The 26745-nt window shown below is 35.6% G+C and carries 28 protein-coding genes and 1 tRNA gene; 18 read left to right on the forward strand and 11 right to left on the reverse strand.

Translation table 11 applies throughout. The features are described 5' to 3' along the window. Together Q4566_RS07335 and Q4566_RS07340 are read left to right on the forward strand one after the other, a co-directional pair. Nucleotides 1-225 (forward strand): hypothetical protein (locus tag Q4566_RS07335; protein WP_303419992.1); only part of this gene is annotated, 225 nt, incomplete at its 5' end. 29 nt (nucleotides 226-254) lie between these two features. Then, nucleotides 255-629: a hypothetical protein gene (locus tag Q4566_RS07340; protein ID WP_303419993.1), complete on the forward strand. Its 375-nt coding sequence runs from the start codon at nucleotides 255-257 to the stop codon at nucleotides 627-629. Nucleotides 630-655: 26 nt separating this feature from the next. Here the strand turns inward: Q4566_RS07340 and Q4566_RS07345 are convergent, their stop codons facing one another. The 3 genes from Q4566_RS07345 to Q4566_RS07355 all read right to left on the reverse strand — a co-directional run bounded on the left by Q4566_RS07345 (nucleotide 656) and on the right by Q4566_RS07355 (nucleotide 2813). Continuing rightward, nucleotides 656-1687: a nucleotidyl transferase AbiEii/AbiGii toxin family protein gene (locus Q4566_RS07345; protein WP_303419994.1), complete on the reverse strand. Its 1032-nt coding sequence runs from the start codon at nucleotides 1685-1687 to the stop codon at nucleotides 656-658. After that, the gene (locus tag Q4566_RS07350; RefSeq protein ID WP_303419995.1) at nucleotides 1680-2282 is read right to left on the reverse strand and encodes a DUF6088 family protein; all 603 of its coding nucleotides are present in this window, start codon (nucleotides 2280-2282) and stop codon (nucleotides 1680-1682) included. The genes Q4566_RS07345 and Q4566_RS07350 overlap by 8 nt, the downstream gene beginning before the upstream one ends. Nucleotides 2283-2739: 457 nt before the next feature. Continuing rightward, nucleotides 2740-2813, reverse strand: a tRNA-Arg gene (locus Q4566_RS07355). Between the two features lie 77 nt (nucleotides 2814-2890). Here Q4566_RS07355 and Q4566_RS07360 point away from each other — a divergent pair. The 5 genes from Q4566_RS07360 to Q4566_RS07380 all read left to right on the forward strand — a co-directional run bounded on the left by Q4566_RS07360 (nucleotide 2891) and on the right by Q4566_RS07380 (nucleotide 6978). Then, nucleotides 2891-3616, forward strand: coding sequence for a Crp/Fnr family transcriptional regulator (locus Q4566_RS07360; protein ID WP_368506590.1), 726 nt, complete (start codon nucleotides 2891-2893; stop codon nucleotides 3614-3616). Between the two features lie 90 nt (nucleotides 3617-3706). Continuing rightward, nucleotides 3707-4264: a YeeE/YedE family protein gene (locus Q4566_RS07365; RefSeq protein WP_303419996.1), complete on the forward strand. Its 558-nt coding sequence runs from the start codon at nucleotides 3707-3709 to the stop codon at nucleotides 4262-4264. A gap of 16 nt (nucleotides 4265-4280) precedes the next feature. Continuing rightward, nucleotides 4281-4694: a DUF6691 family protein gene (locus Q4566_RS07370; protein WP_303419997.1), complete on the forward strand. Its 414-nt coding sequence runs from the start codon at nucleotides 4281-4283 to the stop codon at nucleotides 4692-4694. A gap of 3 nt (nucleotides 4695-4697) precedes the next feature. After that, nucleotides 4698-5489 (forward strand): sulfite exporter TauE/SafE family protein, encoded by a 792-nt coding sequence (locus Q4566_RS07375; protein WP_303419998.1) that lies wholly within the window; start codon nucleotides 4698-4700, stop codon nucleotides 5487-5489. A 76-nt stretch (nucleotides 5490-5565) separates the two neighbouring features. Continuing rightward, on the forward strand, nucleotides 5566-6978 hold the full coding sequence (locus Q4566_RS07380; RefSeq protein ID WP_303419999.1) for a rhodanese-like domain-containing protein: 1413 nt from the start codon (nucleotides 5566-5568) through the stop codon (nucleotides 6976-6978). Between the two features lie 221 nt (nucleotides 6979-7199). Here the strand turns inward: Q4566_RS07380 and Q4566_RS07385 are convergent, their stop codons facing one another. The 5 genes from Q4566_RS07385 to hutH all read right to left on the reverse strand — a co-directional run bounded on the left by Q4566_RS07385 (nucleotide 7200) and on the right by hutH (nucleotide 13265). Next, nucleotides 7200-7475 (reverse strand): ATP-dependent Clp protease adaptor ClpS, encoded by a 276-nt coding sequence (locus Q4566_RS07385; RefSeq protein ID WP_303420000.1) that lies wholly within the window; start codon nucleotides 7473-7475, stop codon nucleotides 7200-7202. Between the two features lie 11 nt (nucleotides 7476-7486). Further along, nucleotides 7487-8323 carry a 50S ribosomal protein L11 methyltransferase gene (gene prmA, locus Q4566_RS07390; protein ID WP_303420001.1) on the reverse strand — a complete coding sequence of 279 codons (837 nt, stop codon included), beginning with the start codon at nucleotides 8321-8323 and terminating at the stop codon, nucleotides 7487-7489. Nucleotides 8324-8528: 205 nt separating this feature from the next. Then, complete coding sequence (gene hutI / locus Q4566_RS07395; protein ID WP_303420002.1) at nucleotides 8529-9770, reverse strand: imidazolonepropionase; 1242 nt, start codon at nucleotides 9768-9770, stop codon at nucleotides 8529-8531. After that, nucleotides 9770-11767 (reverse strand): urocanate hydratase, encoded by a 1998-nt coding sequence (locus tag Q4566_RS07400; RefSeq protein ID WP_303420003.1) that lies wholly within the window; start codon nucleotides 11765-11767, stop codon nucleotides 9770-9772. The genes hutI and Q4566_RS07400 overlap by 1 nt, the downstream gene beginning before the upstream one ends. Before the next feature lie 7 nt (nucleotides 11768-11774). Further along, nucleotides 11775-13265 (reverse strand): histidine ammonia-lyase, encoded by a 1491-nt coding sequence (gene hutH, locus Q4566_RS07405; RefSeq protein WP_303420004.1) that lies wholly within the window; start codon nucleotides 13263-13265, stop codon nucleotides 11775-11777. Between the two features lie 330 nt (nucleotides 13266-13595). Here hutH and Q4566_RS07410 point away from each other — a divergent pair, with 330 nt between their 5' ends. From Q4566_RS07410 to Q4566_RS07420, 3 genes are all read left to right on the forward strand, one after another. Continuing rightward, nucleotides 13596-14492 (forward strand): LysR family transcriptional regulator, encoded by an 897-nt coding sequence (locus tag Q4566_RS07410; RefSeq protein ID WP_303420005.1) that lies wholly within the window; start codon nucleotides 13596-13598, stop codon nucleotides 14490-14492. Between the two features lie 160 nt (nucleotides 14493-14652). After that, complete coding sequence (locus Q4566_RS07415) at nucleotides 14653-16479, forward strand: DEAD/DEAH box helicase (RefSeq protein WP_303420006.1); 1827 nt, start codon at nucleotides 14653-14655, stop codon at nucleotides 16477-16479. 277 nt (nucleotides 16480-16756) lie between these two features. After that, on the forward strand, nucleotides 16757-17536 hold the full coding sequence (locus tag Q4566_RS07420; protein ID WP_303420007.1) for a carboxypeptidase-like regulatory domain-containing protein: 780 nt from the start codon (nucleotides 16757-16759) through the stop codon (nucleotides 17534-17536). 105 nt (nucleotides 17537-17641) lie between these two features. On the opposite strand, the gene Q4566_RS07425 is transcribed toward Q4566_RS07420, so the two are convergent. Continuing rightward, nucleotides 17642-18298: an RNA methyltransferase gene (locus tag Q4566_RS07425; protein ID WP_303420008.1), complete on the reverse strand. Its 657-nt coding sequence runs from the start codon at nucleotides 18296-18298 to the stop codon at nucleotides 17642-17644. A 173-nt stretch (nucleotides 18299-18471) separates the two neighbouring features. Here Q4566_RS07425 and Q4566_RS07430 point away from each other — a divergent pair, with 173 nt between their 5' ends. From Q4566_RS07430 to Q4566_RS07455, 6 genes are all read left to right on the forward strand, one after another. After that, on the forward strand, nucleotides 18472-19143 hold the full coding sequence (locus tag Q4566_RS07430) for an NAD-dependent deacylase (protein WP_303420009.1): 672 nt from the start codon (nucleotides 18472-18474) through the stop codon (nucleotides 19141-19143). Between the two features lie 136 nt (nucleotides 19144-19279). After that, nucleotides 19280-20098 (forward strand): 2OG-Fe(II) oxygenase, encoded by an 819-nt coding sequence (locus Q4566_RS07435; RefSeq protein WP_303420010.1) that lies wholly within the window; start codon nucleotides 19280-19282, stop codon nucleotides 20096-20098. Between the two features lie 138 nt (nucleotides 20099-20236). Further along, on the forward strand, nucleotides 20237-20485 hold the full coding sequence (locus Q4566_RS07440) for an FUSC family protein (protein ID WP_303420011.1): 249 nt from the start codon (nucleotides 20237-20239) through the stop codon (nucleotides 20483-20485). 147 nt (nucleotides 20486-20632) lie between these two features. Continuing rightward, nucleotides 20633-21190, forward strand: coding sequence for an REP-associated tyrosine transposase (locus tag Q4566_RS07445; RefSeq protein WP_303420012.1), 558 nt, complete (start codon nucleotides 20633-20635; stop codon nucleotides 21188-21190). A 111-nt stretch (nucleotides 21191-21301) separates the two neighbouring features. Next, nucleotides 21302-21679, forward strand: coding sequence for a hypothetical protein (locus tag Q4566_RS07450; RefSeq protein ID WP_303420013.1), 378 nt, complete (start codon nucleotides 21302-21304; stop codon nucleotides 21677-21679). Nucleotides 21680-21687: 8 nt separating this feature from the next. Beyond that, the gene (locus Q4566_RS07455; RefSeq protein ID WP_303420014.1) at nucleotides 21688-22596 is read left to right on the forward strand and encodes an IS3 family transposase; all 909 of its coding nucleotides are present in this window, start codon (nucleotides 21688-21690) and stop codon (nucleotides 22594-22596) included. 363 nt (nucleotides 22597-22959) lie between these two features. Here the strand turns inward: Q4566_RS07455 and Q4566_RS07460 are convergent, their stop codons facing one another. Both Q4566_RS07460 and Q4566_RS07465 read right to left on the reverse strand, forming a co-directional pair. Further along, on the reverse strand, nucleotides 22960-24195 hold the full coding sequence (locus tag Q4566_RS07460) for a glycosyltransferase family 4 protein (RefSeq protein WP_303420015.1): 1236 nt from the start codon (nucleotides 24193-24195) through the stop codon (nucleotides 22960-22962). Nucleotides 24196-24237: 42 nt separating this feature from the next. Continuing rightward, complete coding sequence (locus tag Q4566_RS07465; protein WP_303420016.1) at nucleotides 24238-24711, reverse strand: heme-binding domain-containing protein; 474 nt, start codon at nucleotides 24709-24711, stop codon at nucleotides 24238-24240. 37 nt (nucleotides 24712-24748) lie between these two features. On the opposite strand from Q4566_RS07465, the gene Q4566_RS07470 reads away from it, so the two are divergent. Both Q4566_RS07470 and purB read left to right on the forward strand, forming a co-directional pair. Further along, nucleotides 24749-25321, forward strand: a complete 573-nt coding sequence (locus tag Q4566_RS07470) for an adenylosuccinate lyase (RefSeq protein WP_303420017.1) — start codon at nucleotides 24749-24751, stop codon at nucleotides 25319-25321. A gap of 78 nt (nucleotides 25322-25399) precedes the next feature. Further along, nucleotides 25400-26743 (forward strand): adenylosuccinate lyase, encoded by a 1344-nt coding sequence (gene purB, locus Q4566_RS07475; protein WP_303420018.1) that lies wholly within the window; start codon nucleotides 25400-25402, stop codon nucleotides 26741-26743. Nucleotides 26744-26745 lie beyond the last annotated feature (2 nt).

Here is a 26745-nt window from a genome sequence, read left to right on the forward strand (position 1 = left end):
CTTCGTCTCATAATACTGTTCAAATTTAAAAATTATTATTCTACTTTTAAACAGTTCGATTTTAGGGGAAGCTTACAAAATAACGAAAACTGTTTAGCAGATTTAAACATCATGAAAATTGAGATTGGTATAAATAAAATGCAACAAAGCCAAAAACATAGTGCGCAGCTCATGCAGAGTTGCTTGCGGGAGGTTTTTGAAGATAAAAAAGAGGTATGTGTATAGTTTCAAATAACATCAAGTTTTGCACCTGTATGGATGCTAACGTAGATTTAGAAACACTTAATCATTACTGGGTGCTACACCGGTATAACAAAGATAAAATGCTAGATGTTATGGGCATGCCAATGCTACCTAGTCATTTAAACTCTAATTTTGAAGGAAATGAAAAGGCAGTACTAGAAGCTTTAAATACGCCAGGCACCTTTGATAAAGACATTGCTTTTAAACAAAAAGACCGGCTGGAAGTGGTCTTGTTTAATCATGAAAACACAACCTCTGAAACCTTGTATTTCAATTTTGAATTCACAGGAAAAACTTGGAAAGCAATAGAAGCCGATTGCTTTGCTATTATGAGTCGCTTTGATGAAGTGCAGCAGGGAGAAATTAAAGAAGATGATACTAAATAATAAATTGAATGAAGTTAACCTTTAACCTAAAAAGAAACTTCAAATTCCCAATTAAGGGCTTGTAAATTCACCTTTAGAGCTTCTAAATTTTCAATTAAGGCTTGAAATGAGGGTTTCTCTTCTTCGTATATCATGTCCTGCTTCATTTTAGTATAATCATCTTCCCACGCCTTGATAACGGTTGCTATCGGAATAGGGTTCAGCGTTTTAGGATTGTGTAAATTGTAATCTACATGTCCTACTCTTGCATATTTATAACGGTGTGATACAATGGTTTCATATAACTCCTTATCATTAAAAGCATGATCGGCAACCCCTGCTTGAGATAGTTGGAATATATCATACAAATGTCGGCTTAACCTATCTACTCGAATTTTTTCTTGAGGACGATGAAATTCCTCATGTAGCAGAAAAAGCTTTTCTAAAAAAGTACGTTCTGGGTTTACCGTTGGCACATTAAAAAGTGGAGCAACAAAATCTTTACCTTGATACACTTCATCTACTATAGAACCAAATACTCTTTCAGAAAAAGGCTCTCTTAATGACCTACAACTTATTTCTATTTGTACCCGAGGTAATATATAATCTGAAGCTAAAGTAATAACGTTAGGATAATATATTTCTAAAACTCTTGGATCCTGATCGCTATCCTGTGCTTCAATAATTTTAAAATTCAAATCATGATATCCACGGTTACTAAATTCCTGCTTTAAATCTTCGAAAAACGTGCCAGTGGTATATATACCTGCTTCTTTTCTAAGTTTCTTGATTTGAGTTTTTGAAATATCCCCATCGTAGCCATCAAAAAATGTTTTATCTATGGCTAAATCAATATCTTCAGAAAAACGATGAATTAACTTCCATGCTTTGCTTAAAGAAGTTCCGCCTTTAAACACCAAATGCTTGGCTATATCCATTTGAAAAATAATTTCTAAACTCCTGCTCACCCACCAATCTTTTTCAACAGCAAAAGGTGTCATTCCTTGTTCGGCTGCAATAGCATTAAAAACAGCAACCTTTTCTGTATTCGCTATCGTATAAAATGTGGGCTTAGTCATTAATCAATGCTTTTTTCATTATTTTTTGAATCCAAACAGGAGCTAGAGCAATATCATGCCCTAAATGCGTTTGATTTTCTTCCTTTAGCAAATTTATTATTTTATCTTCTTCTTTTTGACTTACTTTTTTATTTCCTATTTCCTTTAACGCCTGAATAACTAAACGGCTTATAGCGCCTTTTGCTAATAGATTTTTAGGTGTCGTTTTTTTAAATTTAATACTGCGCTTTCCTAATTTTATTTCCCGAGGTGAACCATCGGTTAGCAACACAATATTCATAGGAACTTGAGTACTTAAACCTAAAGCATTTAAAGCATAGCTTCCAGTAGGTACCGTTCTTATTTTATCGCGTTTAGCAATAGCTTCCGCAATTTCTTCTGCAGTAGGAATTATGGGGCCAATTAAAGCACTAATTTTTGGACGCACATATATACCATGCGCTACTCTTGTAATAACTTTTTTATCTTCTAACCTATCTAGCGCTTTACGAACAGCTTCAGCAGTACCATAATGCACATAGTCTCCAGGCATTACCAAAACCCCTTTTGGCTTACTCTTTATAGATTTTTCTATTTTATTTTCAACACTTTCCATGGAACAATAAAATTTATTATGTCACAAATTTAGTAAATATTTGTGACATAATAAGCAGTGGTTTATTTAATCTATTAATGGTCAACCACACTAAAAACTTTATTTCGAAAGGCTCTTTTTGCTAAATTATTTACTTGATGATACTATTTAATGTTTAAATATTAAATAATTTAGAATGTAGTAAGTGTACTAAATGTAGCTCAAAAAAAAAGATTTTTTTTTTGAGTGGAAATGCTAATTTTAAAAAAGTGTGAATATTGTGTGAATATGAAAAACAAAAAAGGGCTTACATTTCTGTAAACCCTTATAAACTCTAGTGACCTCGACTGGATTGACTGTGTCTTTCCAGATAAAGCTCCGCTTTGAAAATCAACAAAAGAAAACACACTGCTCTAAAAAACAAAAGCAAGCTATGTTTTTTAGCTTGCTTTATTTTCAACTTGTGTTGATTTATTCGTGACCTCGACTGGATTCAAACCAGTAACCTCTTGAGCCGTAATCAAGTGCGCTATTCAGTTGCGCCACGAGGCCTTATTTTGTGGGTGCAAATATACATTATTATTTAAAACATATGCAAACTTTTTTTATAAAAATCTAATTGATTATTTTTGAAGCGTCTAAAAATATTGAGCTTAGCTTCAGTTAAAAATGAAGATCAGTTAAAAAACTTAATATTCAACTTTCAAAACCTACATCCTATTCCTATGGAAACGAATTTATTAACAGAAATTTACAAGCACCACTTAGATGAGAACCTCATCAAAGAGATTATTGAAGTAGGCGTGTATAAAACATTTGAGAAAGATGAAATTATTATAGACATCAATCAAACCCTTAAATATATGCCGCTTTTATTGAGTGGAAATATTAAGATTTTACGGGAAGATCAAGACGGTAATGAACTGCTTATCTATTTTTTAGAAGCTGGTGAAACCTGTACCATGTCGTTAACCTGTTGTATTGGCACCACAAAAAGTAAAATTAGAGCGGTTGCTGAAAGTGACTCGGCTCTTATTATGGTTCCAGTTGCGTACATGGACAAATGGTTTCAAAGTAATGAAAGCTGGCGCCACTTCATTTTAGAGAGTTATCAAAATCGTTTTGACGAAATGCTAGAGGCTATAGACAATCTGGCTTTTATGAAAATGGACGAGCGTTTATACAAGTACCTAAAAAATAAAACCGTGCTTCATGAGTCGAAAAACATCATCATCAAGCATCAAGACATTGCAGAAGATTTACACACCTCTCGCGTGGTAGTTTCGCGCCTCTTAAAACAATTAGAAAACGAGCAAAAAATAAAATTAAGTCGGAATAAAATCGAGATTTTATAAACGCTTACCACCTCCCTACCCTGCTTAGGTAACATTTATCACAAACCAACCGCTTTCAAGGTTCTACTTTTGTGGCATAAAACTAAAAGCATGGAACATATTTTAAACCCGTGGCCTTGGTATATTTCTGGGCCGCTAATTGCCATTGTTATGGCACTACTACTCTATTTCGGAAAAACATTTGGCATGTCCTCAAACCTCAGAACGCTTTGTGCGATTGGAGGTGCTGGAAAATTTGCCGATTTCTTTAAATTCAACTGGAAAGACCAGCTTTGGAACCTAACAGTCGTTCTAGGTACTATTATTGGTGGTTTTATTGCCGTTCATTTTCTCTCGAATGATAGTGGCACCATATTAAATCCTACCACCATTTCAGAACTTCAAAATATGGGTTTTGAAAACCCCGGAGCGACCTTAGTTCCAGATGAAATGTTCAGTTTTGAAGCGATATCATCAGCAAAAGGATTAATTCTTTTAATTCTAGGCGGACTCCTTGTAGGCTTCGGAACACGTTACGCTGGTGGTTGTACTTCTGGACACGCCATTACTGGCCTAAGTAGTTTACAAAAACCATCACTTATAGCTGTTATCGGCTTTTTTATAGGGGGTTTAATTATGGCTAACTTCATATTACCGCTTATTTTTTAATTCAAAACCTAATCAAATGAAATTCATAAAATTTTTACTCGTTGGTATATTCTTCGGAATTGTATTGGTGAAATCTGAAGCCGTTTCATGGTTTCGTATTTACGAAATGTTCCGCTTTCAATCTTTTCACATGTATGGCATCATCGGTTCAGCTATTGCAGTTGGCGTCGCCTTTTTACAAATTTCTAAAACCGGGCGTATTAAAACTATAAAAGGCGCCGATCTTTTTGTTCCAAAAAAGGACAACGGTGTTACGCGATATATTATTGGAGGTATCATTTTTGGTTTAGGCTGGGCGCTAGTAGGCGCATGCCCTGGACCTATGTACATACTACTAGGTACTGGTGTTTGGAGCATGTTAATCGTTATTGCTGCAGCTATTGTTGGCACATTTATTTACGGCGTACTTAAAAACAAACTACCTCACTAAACTATGGACAGTATTCACTTTATTGGATATATTGGCGCATTAATCGTTGGTCTGGTTTTAGGCTTAATTGGTGGTGGCGGATCTATCTTAACGGTACCTCTATTGGTTTACCTTTTGGCTTATAATCCTATTGTAGCAACAGCCTATTCGCTTTTTGTTGTAGGGATTACGTCGTTGGTGGGCACATACCATAAGTACAAAAAAGGTTTGGTAGATTTTGAAATTGGCTTAGCCTTTTCATTCCCTTCATTTTTAGCCGTATATCTATCACGCCGATTTTTAGTTCCCAATATTCCTGATACCCTGATGACTGTTGGAAGCTTTGAGCTCACCAAAGACATTGCGATCATGGTCTTTTTTGCCTTTATCATGCTTTTTGCTGCCATATCCATGATAAAAAAGAAAAAAAATTTAACACCATCTACTGGTAAACAAGCCTATTACAAAACCTTCATACAAGGGGTTACTATAGGTGCTATTACAGGTTTAATAGGTGCTGGCGGTGGTTTTCTCTATGTGCCTGCTTTAGTACTTTGGGCTAATATTCCTATGAAAAAAGCGGTAGGAACCTCATTAATTATAGTCGCTATCAACTCTTTAATTGGTTTTTTAGGCGATGTGCAAACCTTAGACATTGAATGGGTTTTTCTCTTAACCTTCACAGCCATTTCTGTAATAGGTATCCTAATCGGTAGCTATTTTTCAAAATTTGTTAGCGCTAGAAAACTTAAAACAAGCTTTGGTTATTTTGTGCTCATAATGGCGGCATACATTATTTACAGAGAGCTTATGTAGCTCAATGTCATATAAGTTACAAAGTAATCCATTAGAGTTTTCTAATTTTGAAGTAACAAATAAAAAATATAACATTATGAAAATCGAACAAATTTATACAGGATGTTTAGCACAAGGTGCTTATTATATAGAATCTAACGGTGAAGTGGCTATTATTGACCCACTTCGTGAAACACAGCAATACGTGGATAAAGCTTCCGCGGAAAATGCCACTATCAAATATATTTTTGAAACACATTTTCACGCCGATTTCGTTTCTGGGCATATTGATCTTGCTGAAAAAACAGGAGCCACTATTGTTTATGGTCCTGGCGCTGATACCGATTATGATATCCACACCGCTAAAGATAACGAAGTTTTTAAACTCGGAAACATTGCCATAAAAGTATTGCATACCCCAGGACACACCTTAGAATCTTCAACGTTTTTGTTGATTGATGAAAACGGAAAAGAGCATGCTATTTTCTCGGGAGACACTTTGTTTTTAGGTGATGTTGGGCGTCCCGATCTTGCTATAAAATCAGATTTAACCAAAGAAGATTTAGCAGCCATGCTTTTTGATTCTTTACGTAAAAAAATCATGACACTTCCAGACGACGTTATTGTTTATCCTGCGCATGGTGCCGGTTCTGCCTGCGGAAAAAATCTAAGTAAAGAAACCGTTGGGGTTTTAGGTGATCAGAAAAAAACAAATTACGCCTTAAGAGCCGATATGACTAAGGCTGAATTTGTAAAAGAAGTGCTTGATGGTATTGCACCACCACCACAGTATTTTGCAAAGAATGCCATGATGAACAAATCGGGTTACGATACTTTTGAAACCATTTTAAAACAAGGGAATACCCCTTTAACCCCTGAAGCTTTTGAACATTTAGCAAACGAAGAAGGCGCTCTAGTTTTAGATGTTAGGAATGAAAAAGACTTTGTAAAAGCCCACATACCGAATTCTATTTTTATTGGAATTCACGGCGGATTTGCCCCTTGGGTTGGCGCTTTAATTACCGATTTAAAACAACCTATCCTTCTAATTACTCCTGAAGGCAAAGAAGAAGAAACCGTGACGCGTTTATCTCGTGTTGGATACGATAATACTTTGGGGTACTTAGAAGGTGGTATCGAAGCTTGGGAAAAGGCAGGAAAAGATATTGAAACCATTGAATCTATTCCTGTTGAAGCATTTTCTAAACGTTTTAAAGCTGAAAACATTCAGGTTTTAGATGTTCGTAAAGATGGAGAATACAAATCGGAACATTTAGAAGGTGACTCTGTTAAACATTTTGCTTTAGATTTTATTAATGACAACATGAATGCCATTGATAAAAATCAAGAATATTATCTGCATTGTGCAGGAGGTTACCGTTCGGTAATTGCAGCTTCTATTTTAAAAGCACGCGGTTTTGATAAATTAGTTGATATTGCAGGTGGCTTTGCTGCTCTTAAAGATTCTGATTTACCAACAACAGACTTTGTTTGTCCTTCGACATTATAAATCTAGCACACCTTAATAAGGAAAAGATTGTTTGAAAGATTTTCTTTTTCGTCAACCTGAACTTGATTCAGCTTCTCACAATGATAGGAATCAGCATGATGAGATTCTGAATCAAGTTCAGAATGACGTAAGTGCGAAACGGTTGAACAGATAAACGATTAAACAAATCAACATCTAAACAGTTAAACGGCTATACAAACAGGTTCTGAATGACAAAAAAATTATACTATCTCAGCACTTAAACCTGCTTCAAGAAGCATAGAACAACGTGGTTTTAAGTCGTCGTAATCACCAGTTTTCACAGTACATTTTCCGTTATAATGAACAATTAACGAGCATTGCTCTGCTTGTTCTGCGGTGTGATCACACACATAAATAAGGGTTTCTATAACATGATCGAAGGTATTCACATCATCGTTATATACTACTATTTCATTTTGAGTGGAAACCGCTTCCTCGAGCAGTACCTCTTCGGATGTTTTTTCTTTCGTACTCATCTTTTTTTATTCTAATTTATAAATTTTAAAGCAACCCAATTATTTCGTTCTAGTTTCTCTTCAAACTTTAACGCCTGTTTTTCACATTCTTCTTGAATAATTGGGATGTCATCATTGTAAAAGCCGCTTAAGAAAATCGTACCATTGTCATTCAAACAAGACGCGTATGTTTTCAAATCTTGCAACAAGATATTTCGGTTGATATTCGCAATAATCACATCGTACTTTTTACCAGCTAAAACGGCAGCGTCTCCTTCAATAACGGTGATATGCTCACAGTTATTACGTTCAACGTTTTCTAAACTGTTTAAATAACACCAATTGTCATAATCTACAGCGTCTAAGGGTTGTGCGCCTTTCATTTCAGCTAAAATGGCCAAAACACCAGTACCGCAGCCCATATCTAAAACCGATTTACCTTTAAAATCATTTTTTAAAATGTGCTGAATCATCATGTGTGTGGTTTCATGATGTCCTGTACCAAAACTCATTTTTGGTTCAATAATAATGTCATATTCGGTATCAAACTTATCGTGAAATGGTGCACGTACCGCACAAACATCATCAACAACAATCGGATTAAAATTCTTTTCCCATTCGGCATTCCAGTTGGTTTGCTCGATTTCGCTAAATTCGTAAGTGATCTCGAATTCATCTGATGCTAAAATTTGAATATCAGCAAGAATATCAGCATGCCATTCATCCTTTTGAATGTAAGCTGTTGCCCCCTGCTCTGTTTCTACAAAGCTCTCAAAACCAGCATAACCTAATTCTGCAATTAAAATCTCAACCGCTGGTTGTAAAGGTGTTACCTTAAATTCGTAACCTATATAAATGATATTCGACATAGTTATTTTTTTCGGACTACAAAGATAGAAGTTAAAGTCGAAATTATACGAATTGTTGTCATAAAGAGTTCATAAACTTAACATCCTGTTTAAGATGAACAACAAACTAGAAAGTACTAATCATAACCTAAAAGTAGCGAAATTATTCAAAAACTCTTTCCTACTGTACTAATGACGTCTCGACTTTAATTACATAAACCTTTCATCAAACCTGCTCCATACCATTCAAATAAACCGTTTCTATTTGATTGTTTCCGAAAGAATATGGGATAAACGAATACGAATGTATTGGTTTTGTGAGAATCAAGTTTGCCAGCTTTCCTTTTGTGATTGATCCCACCTGTTTTTCTAGACCCATCGCATAGGCGCCATTAATGGTTGCGGCGTTTATGGCTTCTTCGGGGGTTAATTTCATTTTAACACAGGCCGAGGAAACAGCAAAATTCATATTTCCTGATGGTGAAGACCCTGGGTTATAATCGGTTGCTAAAGCTAATGGTAATCCAGCATCAATCATTTTTCGTCCCGGTGTGTATGGGATTCCTAAAAAGAACGAACATCCTGGTAACGCCACTGGCATGGTTGACGTGTTTTTCAAGGCTTCAATATCTTCATCACGCATTTCTTCTAAATGATCTACCGAAAGGGCTTCATGCTCAATTCCTGCTTGTACACCGCCAATCGCCGTGAATTGATTGACATGTATTTTAGCTCTTAATCCATGTTTTTTTCCTGCTTCTAAAATTCGATGGGTATCTTCCACCGAAAAATACCCTGTTTCGCAGAAAACATCTACAAAATCAGCCAACCGCGCTTCAGTCACTAAAGGAATCATTTCCTTAATGAGGTAATCCACATAATGCTCTTTATTGTTTTTAAAATCCTCAGGAACAGCATGCGCGCCTAAAAATGTGGCTTTAATAGGTAAATCATAATTTTCCTTTAAACGCTTAATCACGCTGAGCATTTTTAATTCCGATTCTAAAGTTAAGCCGTAGCCGGATTTAATTTCAACAGCTCCTGTTCCTAAAGCTATAATTTCATCGAGGCGATTTTTGGTTTCTTTATATAATTCACTTTCTGAAATCGCTTGTACTTTTTTAGCTGAATTTAAAATACCTCCGCCTTTTTCAGCAATTTCTTGGTAGCTTAATCCTTTTATTTTATCTACAAATTCCCCTTCTCTATTTCCTGCATAAACCAAGTGTGTATGCGAATCGCACCACGTTGGTAACATCATTTTTCCTTTAGCATTAACTACTTGGTTTACATCAACATCATTAGGACAATCATGCATTGGTCCGAAATCACGAATGACATCATTTTCAACTAAAAGAAAGGCATTTTTAATGGTTGGTAGTTCTGCCATGGCTTTCCCTGAAACAAAACGCGTGTGTTCATCTCTAACTTGAAGCAATTCTTTAATATTCTTAAATAAGGTTTTCATTAAAATAAGTTTTCTAATAATTGATTATCTACTAAATTAGGAATGGTCACTTTTAAATTTGGCGTGCGCTCCATTTCACGTTTTATTGCGAACAAAGCTTCATCATTTCTTGCCCAACTGCGGCGTGCAATACCATTATTCACATCAAAAAACAGCATACTTTTAAGGCGTTCTTCAGCTTCTTTGGTACCATCTAATAGCATCCCAAAGCCGCCGTTCACCACTTCGCCCCAGCCTACGCCACCTCCATTATGAATGGACACCCATGTGGCACCTCTAAAACTATCACCAATGACATTATGAATCGCCATATCGGCTGTAAATTTACTACCGTCGTAAATATTTGAAGTTTCTCTATACGGCGAATCGGTGCCACTCACATCATGGTGATCACGACCTAAAACTACGGGGCCAATGTCGCCATTTCCTACCGCATTATTAAAAGCTGCAGCTATTTTGGCGCGTCCTTCGGCATCAGCATACAAGATACGCGCTTGTGAGCCCACCACCATTTTATTTTTCTTAGCATCTTTTATCCAAGTGATATTATCCTGCATTTGCAGTTGAATTTCTTCAGGAGCCGTTTTCATGATGTCTTCAAGAACTTGAGCTGCGATAGCGTCAGTTTTATCCAAATCTTCCGATTTCCCTGAAGCACACACCCATCGGAAGGGTCCGAAACCATAATCGAAACACATCGGTCCTAAAATATCCTGTACATAAGACGGGTATTTAAAATCTATATTATTTTCAGCCATCACATCGGCGCCAGCACGTGAGGCTTCTAACAAAAAGGCATTTCCGTAATCGAAAAAATAAGTACCCTTCGCGACGTGATTATTTATCGCTTTGGCATGTCGCCTTAATGATTCACGCACTTTGTCTTTAAAAACCTCAGGTGCTTCACGAATTAATCGGTTTGATTCCTCATACGATAAACCAGCTGGATAGTAACCGCCTGTCCACGGAATATGCAAAGAGGTTTGGTCGGAACCCACATGAATGAATATGTTTTCTTCATCAAAACGTTCCCAAATTTCAACCACATTTCCAATAAAAGCTATGGAAACCACTGCTTTCGAATCTTGTGCTTTTTTTACGCTTGCTACTAAATCATCTAAATTATCAATCAACACATCAACCCAACCTTGTTCATGACGTTTGGTTGCTGCTTTGGCATTCACTTCAGCACAAATAGTAATACAACCAGCGATATTTCCCGCTTTAGGTTGTGCGCCACTCATGCCGCCTAAACCAGCTGTTAAAAATATTTTTCCTGCGGAAGTATCTGTTTTTTCTAACACTTTACGGAAGGCATTCATCACGGTAATCGTAGTGCCGTGTACGATGCCTTGCGGACCAATATACATGAACGAACCCGCTGTCATTTGTCCGTACTGCGTCACCCCCAAAGCATTAAATTTCTCCCAATCGTCAGGTTTGGAATAATTCGGAATCATCATACCATTAGTCACAATAACGCGTGGTGCATTTTTAGACGACGGAAACAAGCCCATGGGATGACCAGAATACATGTGTAAAGTCTGCTCATCGCTCATGTTCGCCAAATACTGCATGGTTAAAAGGTATTGTGCCCAATTTTGAAATACCGAGCCATTACCACCATAGGTAATTAATTCTTCGGGATGTTGTGCCACTGCAGGGTTTAAATTATTCTGAATCATCAACATAAGAGCAGCCGCTTGCGTTGATTTCGCAGGATATTCTGAAATACCTCTAGCATAAATATCATAATCTGGTTTGAAGCGATACATGTATATTCTACCGTATTCTTTCAGTTCTTGGGCGAATTCTGAAGCTAATTCTTCATGCCAATCCTTAGGAAAATAACGCAACGCATTTCTTATCGCCAGTTGTTTTTCTTCAGTAGATAAAATATCTTTTCGTTTTGGAGCGCGGTTGGCATCCTTCGGATAATTATATTTTGAAGGCATTTTACTTGGAATGCCTTGTAATATCTGTTCTTGAAATGTCATTGCTTTTCTACTTTAAATTGAACGCTTGCGTTTTCACCAAATGCACCATGTTTTGAATATCATCCTTTAAAAGTCTGTCGCTCTCTAATTTAGGAACGATTTCGCGAATAATACGATGATTGTCTTCAATAATATCTGAAAAAGTATTCGGACGCCTAAACTCAAGGGCTTGAGCGCCATACATAAGTTCGATGGCCAGTATTTTTTCTAAATTTCCTAAAATCTGATTGAATTTACGACCAGAAATACTGCCCATAGAGACGTGGTCTTCCTGACCCAATGAGGTTGGTATACTATCTGCGGAAGGCGGAAAACACAAGGATTTATTTTCAGTAACTAAAGCTGCGGTAGTGTATTGCGGAATCATAAATCCGGAATTCAAGCCGCCACCCGTGGTTAATAAACGTGGCAATCCGAACTTACCTTCAATTAAAAGGTAACAGCGTCGATCTGAAATATTCCCCAATTCCGCGGAAGCGATAGACGCATAATCTAAGGCCATAGCAAGCGGTTGCCCGTGGAAATTACCTCCCGAAATCGCTTCGGTATCACTTAAAACAATAGGGTTATCGGTCACTGAATTCATTTCAATTTCTGCCAATTCCAACACATGGTAATAGGCGTTTCTTGAGGCCCCATGCACTTGCGGAATACAACGCATCGAATACGGATCTTGAACACGCTCGCAGTTTTCATGCGAATTCACATTCTGAGAGGAATACAATAACATGGTCATGCGTTCGGCAACTTCAATACAACCTTTAAACGGACGAATTTTATGTAATTCATCACGAAATGGTTGAGAACTTCCTTGGTAACCCTCAATACTCATGGCACCGCAAACATCGGCGAGATCTAGCAAATATTCCATTTTTTTTAAGCCTACAATCGCGTGAGCTAAAATAAATTGTGTGCCGTTTATTAAACCCAAACCTTCCTTAGCTTGAAGTGCCATAGGTTCTAAGTTATGCTGATTTAAAACTTCTTTTGCATGTTGCATGCTATCGCCAACCCAAAAATCGCCTTCACCTAAAAGTGGTAAAAATAAGTGTGACAAGGGTGCTAAATCTCCCGAAGCACCCACCGAACCTTGTTCTGGAACGACTGGCAGTAAATCATTTTCTATAAAATATAAAATACGTTCAATCAATTCTAAACGTACGCCAGAATATCCACGACTTAAAGCATGTACTTTACAAATCATCATGATTTTAGATAATTCCTTATCAATCGGGTTTCCCACTCCTACCGCATGTGTAATTAGCAAATTCTCCTGCAGTTTATTGGTTTCTTCAGGCGTAATTTGCACGTCGCATAGCGGTCCGAATCCTGTATTTATACCATAAACAGCCTTATCGGAACTTGCCATTTTTTCAACTTTAGCACGACAATTTTCAATTTGGATCACCGCTTCTTCACAAATAGTGGCTTTTAGCGTGCCTTTTGCAATGGCCAGCACTTTGTTTACAGTTAGGGTGTCTATTCCGTATTTGAACATGATTTTATGGTGTTAATTTTACTGAAATCCGTTTTATTGTCATAATGCTTCTATGTCGTCATACCGAACTTGATTCGGTATCTCATAACATTGCAAATCAAAAGCTTAGGATGAAGAGGTTGTCTAAAAAGTATTAAAGCACGTCATTCTGAACTTGATTCAGAATCGCATCATACTGATAACCAATCATTATGAGAACCTGAATCAAGTTCAGGTTGACGGAAACTTGACTTTTTAGACAGCCTCGACAGCTTACTAATTTTGACTACCTACAAAATTATCTATAAATTTGATACCAAATAAGACCATTAGTTTAACAAACTAATAACTATGAGTTATCAAATAGAATTAAGACATATCAAATATTTTTTAGCTGTTGCTGAAGCACTACACTTTAGAAAAGCTGCGGAAAAACTATTTATTTCACAGCCCGGATTAAGTCGGCAGATAAAAGATATGGAAGAAGCTTTGGGCGTTAAGCTTTTCGACAGACATAATCGCCAAGTCCTTCTAACCCCTGCTGGAGTTTATTTAAAGGAAGAACTTTCGAAGAATTTAAAACATCTCGACATTATTTTAAACCACACCAAACATCTGGAAGAAGGTAAAGATGGTGAACTGAAATTTGGTTATGTGGGTTCTGCCATGCAACAAATTATCCCCGAATTGCTTATAAAATTCACTAAAAACCACCCTAAAGTTTTATTCAGCTTGAAGGAAATGGGCAACATCAAACAAATTGAAGCACTCTTAGCTCAAGACATTGATATAGGTTTTGTGAGACTGGAACGCATCCCAAGAGGTTTGGACAGCACACTTATTTTAAAAGAGCCTTTTTGCTTGGTTTTACCCGAAAATCACCCCATTAGTGCTTCAAATTTTAAAAATATACTTCAGCTAAAAAACGAATCGTTCATATTATTTGACCCTCAATACAGTGCCTCCTATTATGAAAAAGTGATGGGAATTTTTGATGATGGCGGCTTCACACCTATGGTTTCACATAACACCATTCACGCCGATTCTATTTACAAATTGGTTGAAAAGGAGTTCGGAATTTCTATTGTTCCAAAATCTTTAACGACTTCAAACAACCCAAAAATAAAATTTATAGAATTGGATATGATACCTCAACGCACCTCGCTTTCAGCCATTTGGAAGAAAGACAACAGCAACCCTATTTTAACAAAAGTGCTCACTCTAATTCATAAGGAAATCACAAAGTAGTTCGAATCACAAATAAAAGACTATCTTTGCCGCTTGAAACTCAGAAAAATGAGTTTAAATTCCTCAGAGTGAGGATGTGTTACTAGGAGTTTAAGGTTAAGTATGTCGATTCGCTTCTTATGTAACACCACATAAAACAATCGAATACTTATATTTAAGAATGAGCACATTCCAAGAATTAGGTCTTAATGACGACCTATTGCGAGCAATTACAGATTTAGGATTTACAGAACCTAGTGAAGTTCAAAACAAAGCCATCCCAATTTTATTAGAATCTGAAACCGATTTAGTGGCATTAGCCCAAACCGGAACAGGAAAAACTGCAGCATTCGGATTTCCAATGTTAGAAAAAATTGATGTGGATAGTAGAACCACTCAAGGTTTAATCTTATCTCCAACTAGAGAACTTTGTTTGCAAATTGCTAACGAAATGAAAGCCTATGGTAAATATTGCAAAGGCCTTAATGTCGTTGCTGTTTACGGTGGATCTAGTATTTCCGATCAAGCCAGAGATATTAAACGTGGCGCACAAATTATTGTAGCGACGCCTGGTAGAATGAAAGATATGATTAACCGTAGAATGGTTGATATTTCTAAAATTCAATATTCTGTTTTAGATGAAGCCGATGAAATGTTAAACATGGGTTTCAAAGAAGATATCACAGATATTTTATCACACACACCAGAAGATAAAAACACTTGGTTGTTTTCTGCAACCATGCCTCGTGAAGTAGCATCTATTGCTAAAAAATTCATGAACAATCCACAGGAAATTACTGTTGGAAATAAAAACGAAAGTACAAGTAACGTATCTCACGAATACTATTTAGTAAACGCTAGAGATCGTTATAACGCGTTAAAACGTTTAGCAGATGCAAACCCAGATATCTTTTCGGTAGTTTTCTGTAGAACAAAACGTGATACTCAAAAAGTGGCCGAACAACTTATTGAAGATGGTTACAATGCAGGGGCTTTACACGGTGATTTGAGTCAGAACCAACGTGATTTGGTGATGAACGCTTTCCGTAAAAATCAAATTCAAATGCTTGTAGCGACCGATGTTGCTGCTCGTGGAATTGATGTAGACGATATTACACACGTTATTAACTACCAATTGCCAGATGAAATTGAAACTTATACTCACCGTTCTGGACGTACAGGACGTGCTGGTAAAACAGGGGTTTCTATGGTGATTGTTTCTAAAAGTGAAGTTCGTAAAATTAAAAGTATCGAACGTATTATTAAACGTCAGTTTGATAAGAAAGAGATTCCAGATGGTATGGAAATCTGCGAGGTACAATTAATGTCGTTAGCAAACAAAATTCATACGACTGAGGTTAATGATGAAATTGAAAAATACCTTACCAGCATTAATGAAATGTTTGAAGACACTTCAAAAGATGAATTGATTAAAAAATTCTTCTCTGTTGAGTTTACGCGTTTCTTTAATTACTACCAAAAATCTAAAAACTTAAATGTTGCTGAAGGTTCTCAAGATAGAGAAGGCGGACGTGATTTTAACCGTGGTGGAAACGATTCAACCCGTTATTTCATTAACGTAGGTTCTAAAGATGGTTTTGATTGGATGAAATTGAAAGATTTCTTAAAAGAACAACTAGAATTAGGTAGAGATGATGTCTTTAAGGTTGAAGTAAAAGACAGTTTTTCATTCTTTAATACTGAAAACGAAACGAAAGAAAAGGTTTTAGCATTCTTTACAGATTTTAAACATGAAGGTCGTTTTGTAAATGTTGAAGTTTCTGAAAATCGCGGTGGCGGAAGACGTAACGACAGACGTGGCGGTGGCGGCGGAAAACGTCGTGACGGTGGAAATCGTGGTGGCGGAAGACGTGACGACAGAAAAGGGGCTTCTGGAAACAGAGGTGACAGACGTCGTAGCGAAGGGTCTTCTAAACCAAGACGTTCAGATTCTGGAGGTGATTCTGGAGGCGGAAACTTCTCTAGACCAAGACGTTCAAGAAGATAATAATTTATAAACAAGGGGCTACCTAAAAAGTATTGAAATTCGTCATTCTGAATTTATTTCAGAATCTCATCATACTAGTTACTAAGTATTATGAGAACCTGAATCAAGTTCAGGTTGACGGTAAATTTACTCTTTAGTTAGCCTTTTTGCTTTAAACACCGCTATTTCGTACCTTTATTGTAATACCTTTTTGTTAATTTTTAGTCAAAATAAAACTATAAATATTTTTCAAACATTTAGTTTATTACTTTTACCCCCTAATCAACGTTAAGCTTTTATGAAACGCTATCTCTTTTTATTAACCGTACTATTTATTTCTGCTGTGGGTTTCTCACAAGAAGAAGCAGATAAAGTATTAGGTGTGGTTATAAATGCATCAAACGATGCAAAATTAGAAAGCGTAAATATTGTGAACTTAAATCAGGTAATTGGTACAACTACCAATGCTGATGGTGAGTTTTCCATTTCAGCAAAAGTTAATGATACCCTTCACTTATCCTATCTAGGATTTAAATCGATTAAAGTTCGTGTTACGAATGACTGGTTAAAGTTTGGTAGTGCTGAAATTGAATTAACCGAATTGGCACTAGCTCTTGAAGAAGTTGTAGTGAATCAACTAAGACTTACGGGCTATTTAGAAGTAGATATCAAACAAGTTCCCGTTATAAACGACAATTACCGTTATCAGATTTCTGGACTTGAAGGTACAGGTTACGAAGCCAGTAAAGAATCTGGTTTAAACAAAGTGATTGGATCTCTTTTTAATCCTGCCGATTTCTTACACCGCATGTTTGGAAATAAACCAAACGAGCTTAAAAAGCTTAAAAAAATGAAGGAAGACGATGAGATTAGAAACCTTTTAGCCTCTCGTTTTGATAGAGAAATGCTTACCGTTTTACTGCAAGTTGACCGCGTAGATTTAGACGAAATTGTGAGTCAGTGCAACTATTCTAAAGGTTTCATTCAATCGGCTAACGATCTTCAAATTCTTGATGCCATTAGCGAATGTTATGAAGAATACAAAGTATTAAGTCGCGGCAGAAATCGTAAGATTTAATACTCATTTAAATTTCCGGCATAAAAGCACCCCTATAATCCCCTCAAGGGGATAATTTAATACTCAATAATTTTAAGATATTAAACGTATTGAAAATTAAGCCCCTTATTCCTTTGAATAAAAACGACTCACCACATCCTCATAGCTCTTAATCGTTTTTTTACACCAATCAAGGCGCTTTTCGTTAATTTCATCTTCAGTAAGTTGCCAAGAAATATTGCTTTGTCTCAACTTGGTCGTGACATGCTGTAAAATAATCGCGGCAGAAACTGAAATATTTAAACTTTCTGTAAAGCCTACCATAGGAATCTTCAAAAAGCAATCGGCTTCATCTAAAACGGCTTGCGACAAACCTTCTGTTTCTCTTCCGAAGAAAAAACAAGATTTTTTACTGATATCAAAATCATGCAACTCGCAGTCATTGGCATGAGGCGTAGTGGCAACAATTTGATAGCCTTTTTGTTTTAAATCAGATATACAGGTTTTTACATTTTGATAACGATTTAAATCTACCCACTTCTGGGCTCCCATAGCAATTTCGCGATCTATAGTTTTAGAATTTTGTTCCTCTATAATATTCACTTCCTGAATACCAAACACATCACAACTACGCATCACCGCACTGGTATTATGCAGTTGATACACGTCTTCGGTAGCGACTGTAAAATGCTTAGTACGTTGGGGCAAAACCGTATCAATACGCTGCTTTCTATTTTCGGTTAAGTAAGTTTCTAAATGTTCTAGGAGTTTTAAATCAATCATGGTTCAAAAATACGTAATGTGAATAGGAAGCGCAACGTGAGTTCGTTTTCTTTAATTAGAAATTCTATTTACAAAATTAACTCATCACACAAAAATGCAAGTCGTATTGACGCTAAAGTTATTATATTTGAAGGGATTCCCGCCTTCGCGGGGATGGTAAATAGTTTTTAAACATGAAACACATCGTTGTACTTACAGGAGCGGGCATGAGTGCCGAAAGTGGCATCAATACCTTTAGAGACGCCGATGGTTTATGGGAAGGCCATGATGTTATGGAAGTCGCCACTCCTGAAGGGTTTACGGCTAATCCGGAATTGGTTTTAAACTTTTACAACCAACGCCGCAAACAACTTTTTGAAGTTGAACCCAATCAAGCACATTTTGATTTAGCTGAACTGGAAAACACATTCAAAGTCAGCATCATTACACAAAATGTTGACGATTTACATGAACGTGCTGGCAGTACCAATGTAATTCACTTACATGGCGAATTACGCAAAGTAAAAAGCACTTTTGATGAAAATGATGTCTTACCTTGGGATAAAGATTTAGTTTTAGGTGATTTGTGCAAAAAAGGACATCAATTACGACCGCATATCGTTTGGTTTGGCGAAGCGGTTCCAATGATTGAAAAAGCCATAGAAATTTGTGAAACTGCCGATATTTTAATGATTATAGGCACTTCCATGCAAGTTTATCCCGCTGCGGGCTTAAAAGATTATGTTCCCGAAAACACACCAACCTATTTTATAGACCCCAAACCTAATATTAGTAGTAGAAAGAACTTAACTGTGATTTCAGAACCTGCAACTTTAGGACTTCGAAAAGTAATTAGCCGTTTATAATTACTTTTCGTATTTCAATAACTGCTTAAAAACGGTCCGAAGTTCTAGTTAACTATTTTTAGCTAAAAAAGAAATGGCAATCAAAGAAGAAAACACTGCAGAAATTTAAAATTATAGACCACTAAACTAAACGACCATGAAAAGAGATGAAATAGCTAAACATATCTTGAACCGATTAAATCAAGACAAAGAATCGCTTAAGCAACAATATGATGACTCCAAAAGCAAAATAGGCTACTTCTACATAGATAACCTTTTACCTTCGGAAATTGTTAATGAAATAAATAATCAGTTTCCAAGTCAAAGCAAAATGTCTCTCAAAAAAAGTTTAAGAGAAAACAAGTATGTTGCAGCTCAAATGAATAATTACGATCCCATTTTGGAGGAGGCTATATACGCTTTTCAAAACCCAGAGGTCGTTAATTGCATTAAATATATTTGTAGTATAGATGATCTTCAACCCGATGAATACTTATATGCCGGCGGACTTTCTTCCATGAAAAAAGACCAGTTTTTAAATCCGCATTTAGACAATTCACATGATAAAGACAGAAACAGCTGGCGTGTTCTAAATTTACTTTTTTATGTGACTCCAAACTGGAATGATGAAAACGGCGGAAACTTAGAGTTATGGCCAAACGGTTTAAAGGAAAAACAAACAACTATACCTTCTAAATTTAACAGATTAATTGTAATGGCTACTCACCAATCGTCATGGCATTCCGTAAGTCCTGTAATTGTTGATTCTTCCAGAAATTGTGTGTCTAATTATTACTTTTCAGATAATCCCTTACAACCTGATGATAAGTTCCATGTTACCACTTTTAGGGGGAGACCAGAACAAGTTATCATAAATCAAGTTTTAAAAATTGATTCCTTTTTAAGAATGAATATTCGTAAGCTATTTAAAAAAGGAATTAAAGAAAACCCACATGTTTACAAGAAGGATAATTAAAAAATAATGTTGACGCGTTTTAAAATAACATTACAATTTATTCTTAGCGGGAATCCCGATACGGCTACAGCGGGGCTTAGAAAAGTGATGACTGATTTAGAAACGTATTAAGAACAACTAAACACTAACGATCAACCAATGACAAAAAGAAAATTAGAACAACTATCTGATGAAGAACTATTAAATAAAAAGAAATCTCTAAAACGTTCTAAACTGATTAAGGCTGCACTTATCGGTTTTTGTATTGGAATTATAGTTTACAGTGTTGCTGAAAATACGTGGGGACTTGTAACGCTTATTCCTGTTTTTTTTGTTTATAAACTAGTTAATAATTCTAAAAAAGATAAAGAACTAGAAACCATTTTAAAGAAACGAAATTTAGATTAAAACACGTATTTAAAATACTATTAAACTGTGTGCTAGCGCTCGTTTGTAACGAGTGCCCATAACAAAAGAATAATATCATGGTGTTTTTTTTATAACACAGACATAAAAAGCACCATAATTAATTATACCTTCCTGTATTTTAGATTTATGAGTAGAAAATATAAGTTTCATAATAAATCAGGCTTGTATGTTGTTTCCTTTGCCACTGTTTACTGGTTAGATATTTTCACAAGACAAGTATATTTTGATGTTTTGTCAGAAAGTATAAACTATTGCAGAGCGGAAAAGGGAATGGAAGTATACGCCTATTGTTTTATGCCTAGTCATGTGCATTTAATTTTTAGGTCAAGCACAGATAAACCGACAGAACTATTAAGAGACTTTAAGAAGTACACTGCTAAAAAACTAATTAAAACCATTAAAGACAACCCACAAGAAAGCCGAAAAGATTGGTTGTTATGGATGTTAGAACGAGCAGGTCAAAAACAAGGGAATATTAGTAAATATCAATTTTGGCAACATCATAATAAACCATTAGAATTATGGAGCGATACCGTAATCAAACAAAAAATAGATTATATACATAATAACCCTGTTGAAAGTGGTTTTGTTTCTGAAGCTATAGATTGGAAGTATTCTAGCGCTAGAAATTTTCAAGACGACCATACTATTTTAAAAATAGATGAATCTGGTTTTCTAGGATAACCTTAAATTATTTAGCAGTTGTTGCAAACGTAGCTCTAGACATAAAATACTATGATTTTTTTAATAATGCTGTCTTGTCCTGAAATAGGTTTACACAAAAAGTGTAAAAGTATGGAAAGATATTCAAAAGAGCATTCCTCAAAATTTCAAAACAGGTATAGTGAAGAGTTCAAAGCATTTATTTGTAAAGAATTTTTAACAGGGACGTTAAAACGCCGCCAAATAGAAGATAAATATAATATTGGTCATGGCTCATTAACAACATGGTTAAAGGACAAAGGTTATGATTATTCAAAACCAAGTATTGTATCTTTACCAGCCATGGCAAATCAATCAAATGAAGCACCTAAAAAAAGCAAAGAATCCTTATCTCAATTAAAGAAAGAACTTCAGGAAGCTAAATTATTAGCAGAAACTTATAGAAAAATGATTGAGATAGCAGAACAAGAATTTAAAATTAAGATTGTAAAAAAGTCCAATACCAAGTAATCCAAGAGATGAAAAACCTTTATCCAAAGGTAAGTTTAGGCAGGTTCTGCCGATTACTTGGTATTACACGTCAAGCATACTATCAACATTTTTGGTATCGAGAACAATTATCTTTTGAAGAGGATTTAATTGTGTCTGAAGTACATAAAATTAGAAAGAACCATCGTCATATGGGTGGTAGGAAATTGTATGAACTCCTACAGCCCTTTTTATTAGCTCATCAGATAAAAATGGGTAGGGATAGATTATTTGATGTTTTATCAGCTCACCATCTTCTGGTTAGACGACAAAAGAAACAAACGATCACGACAAATTCTTTTCATAGGTTTAAGAAGTATTCAAACCTAATCAGGGATTTTGTTCCTGTTAAACCAAACCAATTATGGGTAAGCGATATTACATATTGGAAACTAGAAACTGGGTTTGTCTATATTAGTATTATTACTGACGCTTATTCTCGAAAAATTGTTGGGTACCATTTAGCAGACAGCTTACAAACTTCTGAAACAATTCAAGCATTACTATTGGCTATTGATAGTTTGCCTAAAGACCGTGAAGGTAAAAGTGCACCGATACATCATTCGGATAGAGGAACACAATATTGCAGTAATGAATATGTAAAACTATTACAAGCCATTAATATCGAGATTAGTATGACAGAAAACGGAGATCCATTAGAAAATGCAATAGCGGAAAGAGTAAATGGAATAATAAAAGAAGAATACTTGAATGATTACGCTATAGGAAATATAAAAGAAGCTAGAGGACTATTAGCAACTGTCGTAAATCTATACAATCAAGAAAGACCTCATATGAGTATTGGAAACCTGACTCCGGATCACGTTCATCAAAACGATATAAAAACAGAAAAATTATGGAAGAATTATTATACAAAAAGTCCTATCATTGTAAATTAATAATAGGACTAAGGATAAGTTGTAAACCTATTTTAGGATTAATGTAAAATATGTAAACTTTTTTTAGGACGAGACATGCTCATCGGCACTCGTTCCAAACGAGCGCTAGCACAGCTAGAACCAATAAATAGAATTGAACTTGGAATTTTGATTTTCTTGACAAATGGTAATCAGCACTAGTTATAAACTATCGTCATCCGCACTTAAGCTAAAATTCAGTTATCAACTGAAAAAAATAAAGATATCTAAGCTCTTAAAAAACGAAATTTAGATTAAAACACGTATTTACAGTACTATTAAACTGTGTGCTAGCGCTCGTTTGTAACGAGTGCTTTTAATGAAAAAAGAAAAAATGCAAAACCACTAAACTCTATTCTTTTCTTCAATCCACTTACTCATAAACTTAGTACTTTGCATGCTATGATGCTGCAACATTTGTCCGGTGAAATTATTTAAACGTCTTTCTTCGAGATTCAAAAAAGTATCATTTAACAAATTTAAAAACGTTTTCTGAAACTCTACTTTACTAAAACGCTCATTTATAACAGGGAATCCGTTTTGTTGCTTTTCAGTCCAAAGTGATTGATTTTGATAGATTTCAACCGCTTTATTTGCAAATTCCTGCGGATCATCTTCTATAAATCCGTTAGGTTCAAAATCACCAAACATGCCTTCCGAAGCTATGCTAGACATGATGCTTGGTGTACCGTTTTGCATGGCGTCAACGAGCTTCCCTTTTAAACCTGCTCCAAAACGTACGGGTACCAAACAGGCTTTTGCTTGTTTCATCACAGTATTCACATCTTCCGCAAATCCTTTTATAAAAAAACCTTGTTTTTCATTATGCAGTTGCGTGACTTTTTGTGTCGCATAAGCCCCATAAATATGTAATTCTGCTTTTGGTAATTGTTTTTTTATGAGTGGCCAGATGGTTTCCTTTAAATATAAAACGCCATTATAATTGGGTTCATGCAAAAAATTTCCGATGGTGATAAAATGTTCCCGTGCTTCAAATATTGGTAAGGTTTTTATTGCTTCCGCGGAAATAGACTCCAACATAAAAGGCAAATACACCAATAAAGACGTATCAACCATAAACTGATTTTTAAGCAAATCCATTTCAGCTTCTGAAATCATTAAACTCAAATCACATCTATAAATACTTGCTATTTCACGTTTGGCTACCTCATTAAACAGATAACTTTTATCAAATGGTTTCCCTTCTTTAAAAGCTTGTTGCCTGCCCTTTCGTAAACAATGTAAATCTTCAGTATCTAGAATTTTGATGGCATTTGGGCATTGTTCTGAAACCCGCCAACCAAATTGTTCTTCCATCATAAAACGGTCAAACAGCACCACACTGGGGTTTAATTCTGAAATAAATTTATCAAAACTTTCATTATTGAGATCGATAGCCACTTGTGAAACTCCAATAGTTTCTAAATCAAAAGCATTATCACTTTTAGCACAAGGACTCGCAAAAGTGATCTTGTAGCCATCAGATTGAAAGGTTTCAATAAGTTGCATCATGCGACTACCAGCTGCAGAACTCTTTGGTTCTGGCCATACAAAACCAATAATGAGCAAATTCTTGTTCATCCTAACAAACTAAGTGACTTAAATAAGAAAAGAAAAATTGAATTATTCAACAGGTAATTGCAAAGCATAACCAGCACGCACTACCTTCGCCCACTCTACAACGGACTGAATTTGTTCAGCGCTAAGATTCGCTTCAGTGTGTGTCCACGTGTAAGAATTTAATGGCATCTCTTTTTCTTCAACCATTTCGATAAGTTCATCAAATTTATGGTCTTTTCTTTTTACTGAATTGTCTACCCAATCAGAAAAATTTAAATGCTTCTTTCCGTCCTTAACATGCCCAGCTAACCAATAATTTACAGGCGTAATCTTATCATACCATGGGTAACGCGTCACATCACTATGGCAATCATAACAGGTTTCTTCTAAAATACGTTTTACATCTTCTGGCGGATTGGTTTCTGCAACGAAAGGTTCAACAGACTTTAAATCGCCTTCATTTCTTTCTGGCCCGAAAAACTGAGCAACTACAAATAACACGAGTAATGCCAAAAACACTTTTTTCATTATCTTCAATTTTTTAATTTTAAAAAAATAAAAATAAGAAATCCTTTTGACTACCAATCAACTTTACGAAGAATTAAATAAGGTAAACCACTCCAAAGAAAAGCGGCTGCTTTACGCTAATTTAATATTGGCAAACCCTGATTTACTACCCAAAATATTAGATATTCTATTTATGGTAGATGATAAAATGTCTCCCAGAGCCGGATGGGTACTGGAATTTATGTGTAGCGAAAACGTAGAGCCACTACTTCCCTATTTAGATATTTTTACAGCAAACATTCATAAAGTGCATTTAGATTCTGCCGTTCGTCCTGTGGCCAAAATATGTGAATTGCTTGCAACACACTATTCTTCAAAAGAAGATAAATCCGTGAAAACGGTTTTAACAGAAACACATAAAGAACGTATTATTGAAACTTGTTTTGACTATATGATTAACGATGAAAAGGTTGCTGCAAAAGCCTATGGCATGACCACACTTTTTATGCTCGGCCATGAATACGACTGGGTGCACCCTGAATTAGAAATCATACTAAATCGTGATTTCGCAATACAAAGTGCCGCTTTTAAAGCAAGAGCACGTCATATTCTAAAAAAGTTAAAAAAACGAAAAACCTAAAACCAAAATCTTAAGCTTTTAGCATTCAGTCTTCCGTTGAAAAAACCTATATTTGCAACTTCTTAAAATCTAAAATTTATGTCATTATCAGCATTAAATGCCATCTCTCCAATTGATGGTCGTTATAGAAGTAAAGTTAGCGAATTGGCTCCTTATTTTTCTGAGGAAGCTTTAATAAAATACCGCGTTTTAGTTGAAATAGAATATTTTATTGCGCTTTGCGAAATTCCATTACCTCAATTAGAATCGGTTGATGCTTCTGTATTTGACAGTTTAAGAGCGATATACAAAGATTTTTCTACGGAAGATGCCCTAGCCATTAAAAAAATTGAAAGCGTAACAAACCACGATGTTAAGGCTGTGGAATATTTCATCAAAGAAAAATTTGATGCTTTAGGATTAGCTGAATACAAAGAGTTTATCCACTTCGGATTAACCTCTCAAGACATTAACAACACCGCCATTCCTTTAAGTATCAAGGAAGCTATAACCGATGTTTACATTCCAGAATACACGATTATTCTAAATAAATTAAAAGATTTATCTAAAGACTGGGCGGCTGTTTCTATGTTGGCAAGAACACACGGGCAACCAGCTTCCCCTACACGTTTAGGAAAAGAAATTGAAGTTTTTGTGGTGCGTTTAGAAGCACAATTCAATATCTTAAAAGACATTCCTAATGCTGCTAAATTTGGTGGTGCAACAGGAAACTTTAATGCACACCATGTGGCTTACCCAAATAACGACTGGAAAGCTTTTGGAAGCCATTTTGTTGAAGAAAAACTAGGTTTACACCACTCTTTTCCAACAACTCAAATTGAGCACTACGATTTTATGGCGGCTTTATTTGATGCTTTAAAACGTATTAACACCATCATTATCGATTTAGATAGAGACATCTGGACTTACGTGTCTACAGATTATTTCAAACAAAAAATTAAAGCTGGTGAGGTAGGAAGTTCTGCGATGCCACATAAAGTAAACCCTATTGATTTTGAAAATTCTGAAGGAAACTTAGGTATTGCTAATGCGATTTTCGAACACCTTTCGGCTAAATTACCTATCTCTAGATTACAACGTGATTTAACAGATAGCACCGTTTTACGTAACGTTGGTGTACCATTAGGACACACATTAATTGGTTTTAAATCGACTTTAAAAGGTTTAAATAAATTACTTTTAAACGAAGCTAAATTTGCTGAAGATTTGGAAAACAACTGGGCTGTAGTTGCTGAAGCGATTCAAACGATTTTACGTCGTGAGGCCTACCCGAACCCTTATGAAGCTTTAAAAGGTTTAACTCGTACAAATTCGAAAATAAACCAAGAGTCTATTTCAAATTTTATTGACACTTTAGAAGTTTCTAATACAATAAAAGACGAATTAAAACGTATTACACCTAGTAACTATACAGGAATTTAATA

It is taken from the genome of Tamlana sp. 2_MG-2023, assembly GCF_030548465.1.
In the GTDB taxonomy this organism is placed as follows: Bacteria; Bacteroidota; Bacteroidia; order Flavobacteriales; family Flavobacteriaceae; genus Pseudotamlana.

What these genes read in the sequence shown, in the direction of transcription:
- Q4566_RS07340 (WP_303419993.1), top strand. Translation starts at nt 255, where the DNA reads ATGGATGCTAACGTAGATTTAGAAACACTTAATCATTACTGGGTGCTA.
- Q4566_RS07345 (WP_303419994.1), bottom strand. Translation starts at nt 1,687, where the DNA reads ATGACTAAGCCCACATTTTATACGATAGCGAATACAGAAAAGGTTGCT.
- Q4566_RS07350 (WP_303419995.1), bottom strand. Translation starts at nt 2,282, where the DNA reads ATGGAAAGTGTTGAAAATAAAATAGAAAAATCTATAAAGAGTAAGCCA.
- Q4566_RS07365 (WP_303419996.1), top strand. Translation starts at nt 3,707, where the DNA reads ATGGAACATATTTTAAACCCGTGGCCTTGGTATATTTCTGGGCCGCTA.
- Q4566_RS07370 (WP_303419997.1), top strand. Translation starts at nt 4,281, where the DNA reads ATGAAATTCATAAAATTTTTACTCGTTGGTATATTCTTCGGAATTGTA.
- Q4566_RS07375 (WP_303419998.1), top strand. Translation starts at nt 4,698, where the DNA reads ATGGACAGTATTCACTTTATTGGATATATTGGCGCATTAATCGTTGGT.
- Q4566_RS07380 (WP_303419999.1), top strand. Translation starts at nt 5,566, where the DNA reads ATGAAAATCGAACAAATTTATACAGGATGTTTAGCACAAGGTGCTTAT.
- Q4566_RS07385 (WP_303420000.1), bottom strand. Translation starts at nt 7,475, where the DNA reads ATGAGTACGAAAGAAAAAACATCCGAAGAGGTACTGCTCGAGGAAGCG.
- prmA (WP_303420001.1), bottom strand. Translation starts at nt 8,323, where the DNA reads ATGTCGAATATCATTTATATAGGTTACGAATTTAAGGTAACACCTTTA.
- hutI (WP_303420002.1), bottom strand. Translation starts at nt 9,770, where the DNA reads ATGAAAACCTTATTTAAGAATATTAAAGAATTGCTTCAAGTTAGAGAT.
- Q4566_RS07400 (WP_303420003.1), bottom strand. Translation starts at nt 11,767, where the DNA reads ATGACATTTCAAGAACAGATATTACAAGGCATTCCAAGTAAAATGCCT.
- hutH (WP_303420004.1), bottom strand. Translation starts at nt 13,265, where the DNA reads ATGTTCAAATACGGAATAGACACCCTAACTGTAAACAAAGTGCTGGCC.
- Q4566_RS07410 (WP_303420005.1), top strand. Translation starts at nt 13,596, where the DNA reads ATGAGTTATCAAATAGAATTAAGACATATCAAATATTTTTTAGCTGTT.
- Q4566_RS07415 (WP_303420006.1), top strand. Translation starts at nt 14,653, where the DNA reads ATGAGCACATTCCAAGAATTAGGTCTTAATGACGACCTATTGCGAGCA.
- Q4566_RS07420 (WP_303420007.1), top strand. Translation starts at nt 16,757, where the DNA reads ATGAAACGCTATCTCTTTTTATTAACCGTACTATTTATTTCTGCTGTG.
- Q4566_RS07425 (WP_303420008.1), bottom strand. Translation starts at nt 18,298, where the DNA reads ATGATTGATTTAAAACTCCTAGAACATTTAGAAACTTACTTAACCGAA.
- Q4566_RS07430 (WP_303420009.1), top strand. Translation starts at nt 18,472, where the DNA reads ATGAAACACATCGTTGTACTTACAGGAGCGGGCATGAGTGCCGAAAGT.
- Q4566_RS07435 (WP_303420010.1), top strand. Translation starts at nt 19,280, where the DNA reads ATGAAAAGAGATGAAATAGCTAAACATATCTTGAACCGATTAAATCAA.
- Q4566_RS07440 (WP_303420011.1), top strand. Translation starts at nt 20,237, where the DNA reads ATGACAAAAAGAAAATTAGAACAACTATCTGATGAAGAACTATTAAAT.
- Q4566_RS07445 (WP_303420012.1), top strand. Translation starts at nt 20,633, where the DNA reads ATGAGTAGAAAATATAAGTTTCATAATAAATCAGGCTTGTATGTTGTT.
- Q4566_RS07450 (WP_303420013.1), top strand. Translation starts at nt 21,302, where the DNA reads ATGGAAAGATATTCAAAAGAGCATTCCTCAAAATTTCAAAACAGGTAT.
- Q4566_RS07455 (WP_303420014.1), top strand. Translation starts at nt 21,688, where the DNA reads ATGAAAAACCTTTATCCAAAGGTAAGTTTAGGCAGGTTCTGCCGATTA.
- Q4566_RS07460 (WP_303420015.1), bottom strand. Translation starts at nt 24,195, where the DNA reads ATGAACAAGAATTTGCTCATTATTGGTTTTGTATGGCCAGAACCAAAG.
- purB (WP_303420018.1), top strand. Translation starts at nt 25,400, where the DNA reads ATGTCATTATCAGCATTAAATGCCATCTCTCCAATTGATGGTCGTTAT.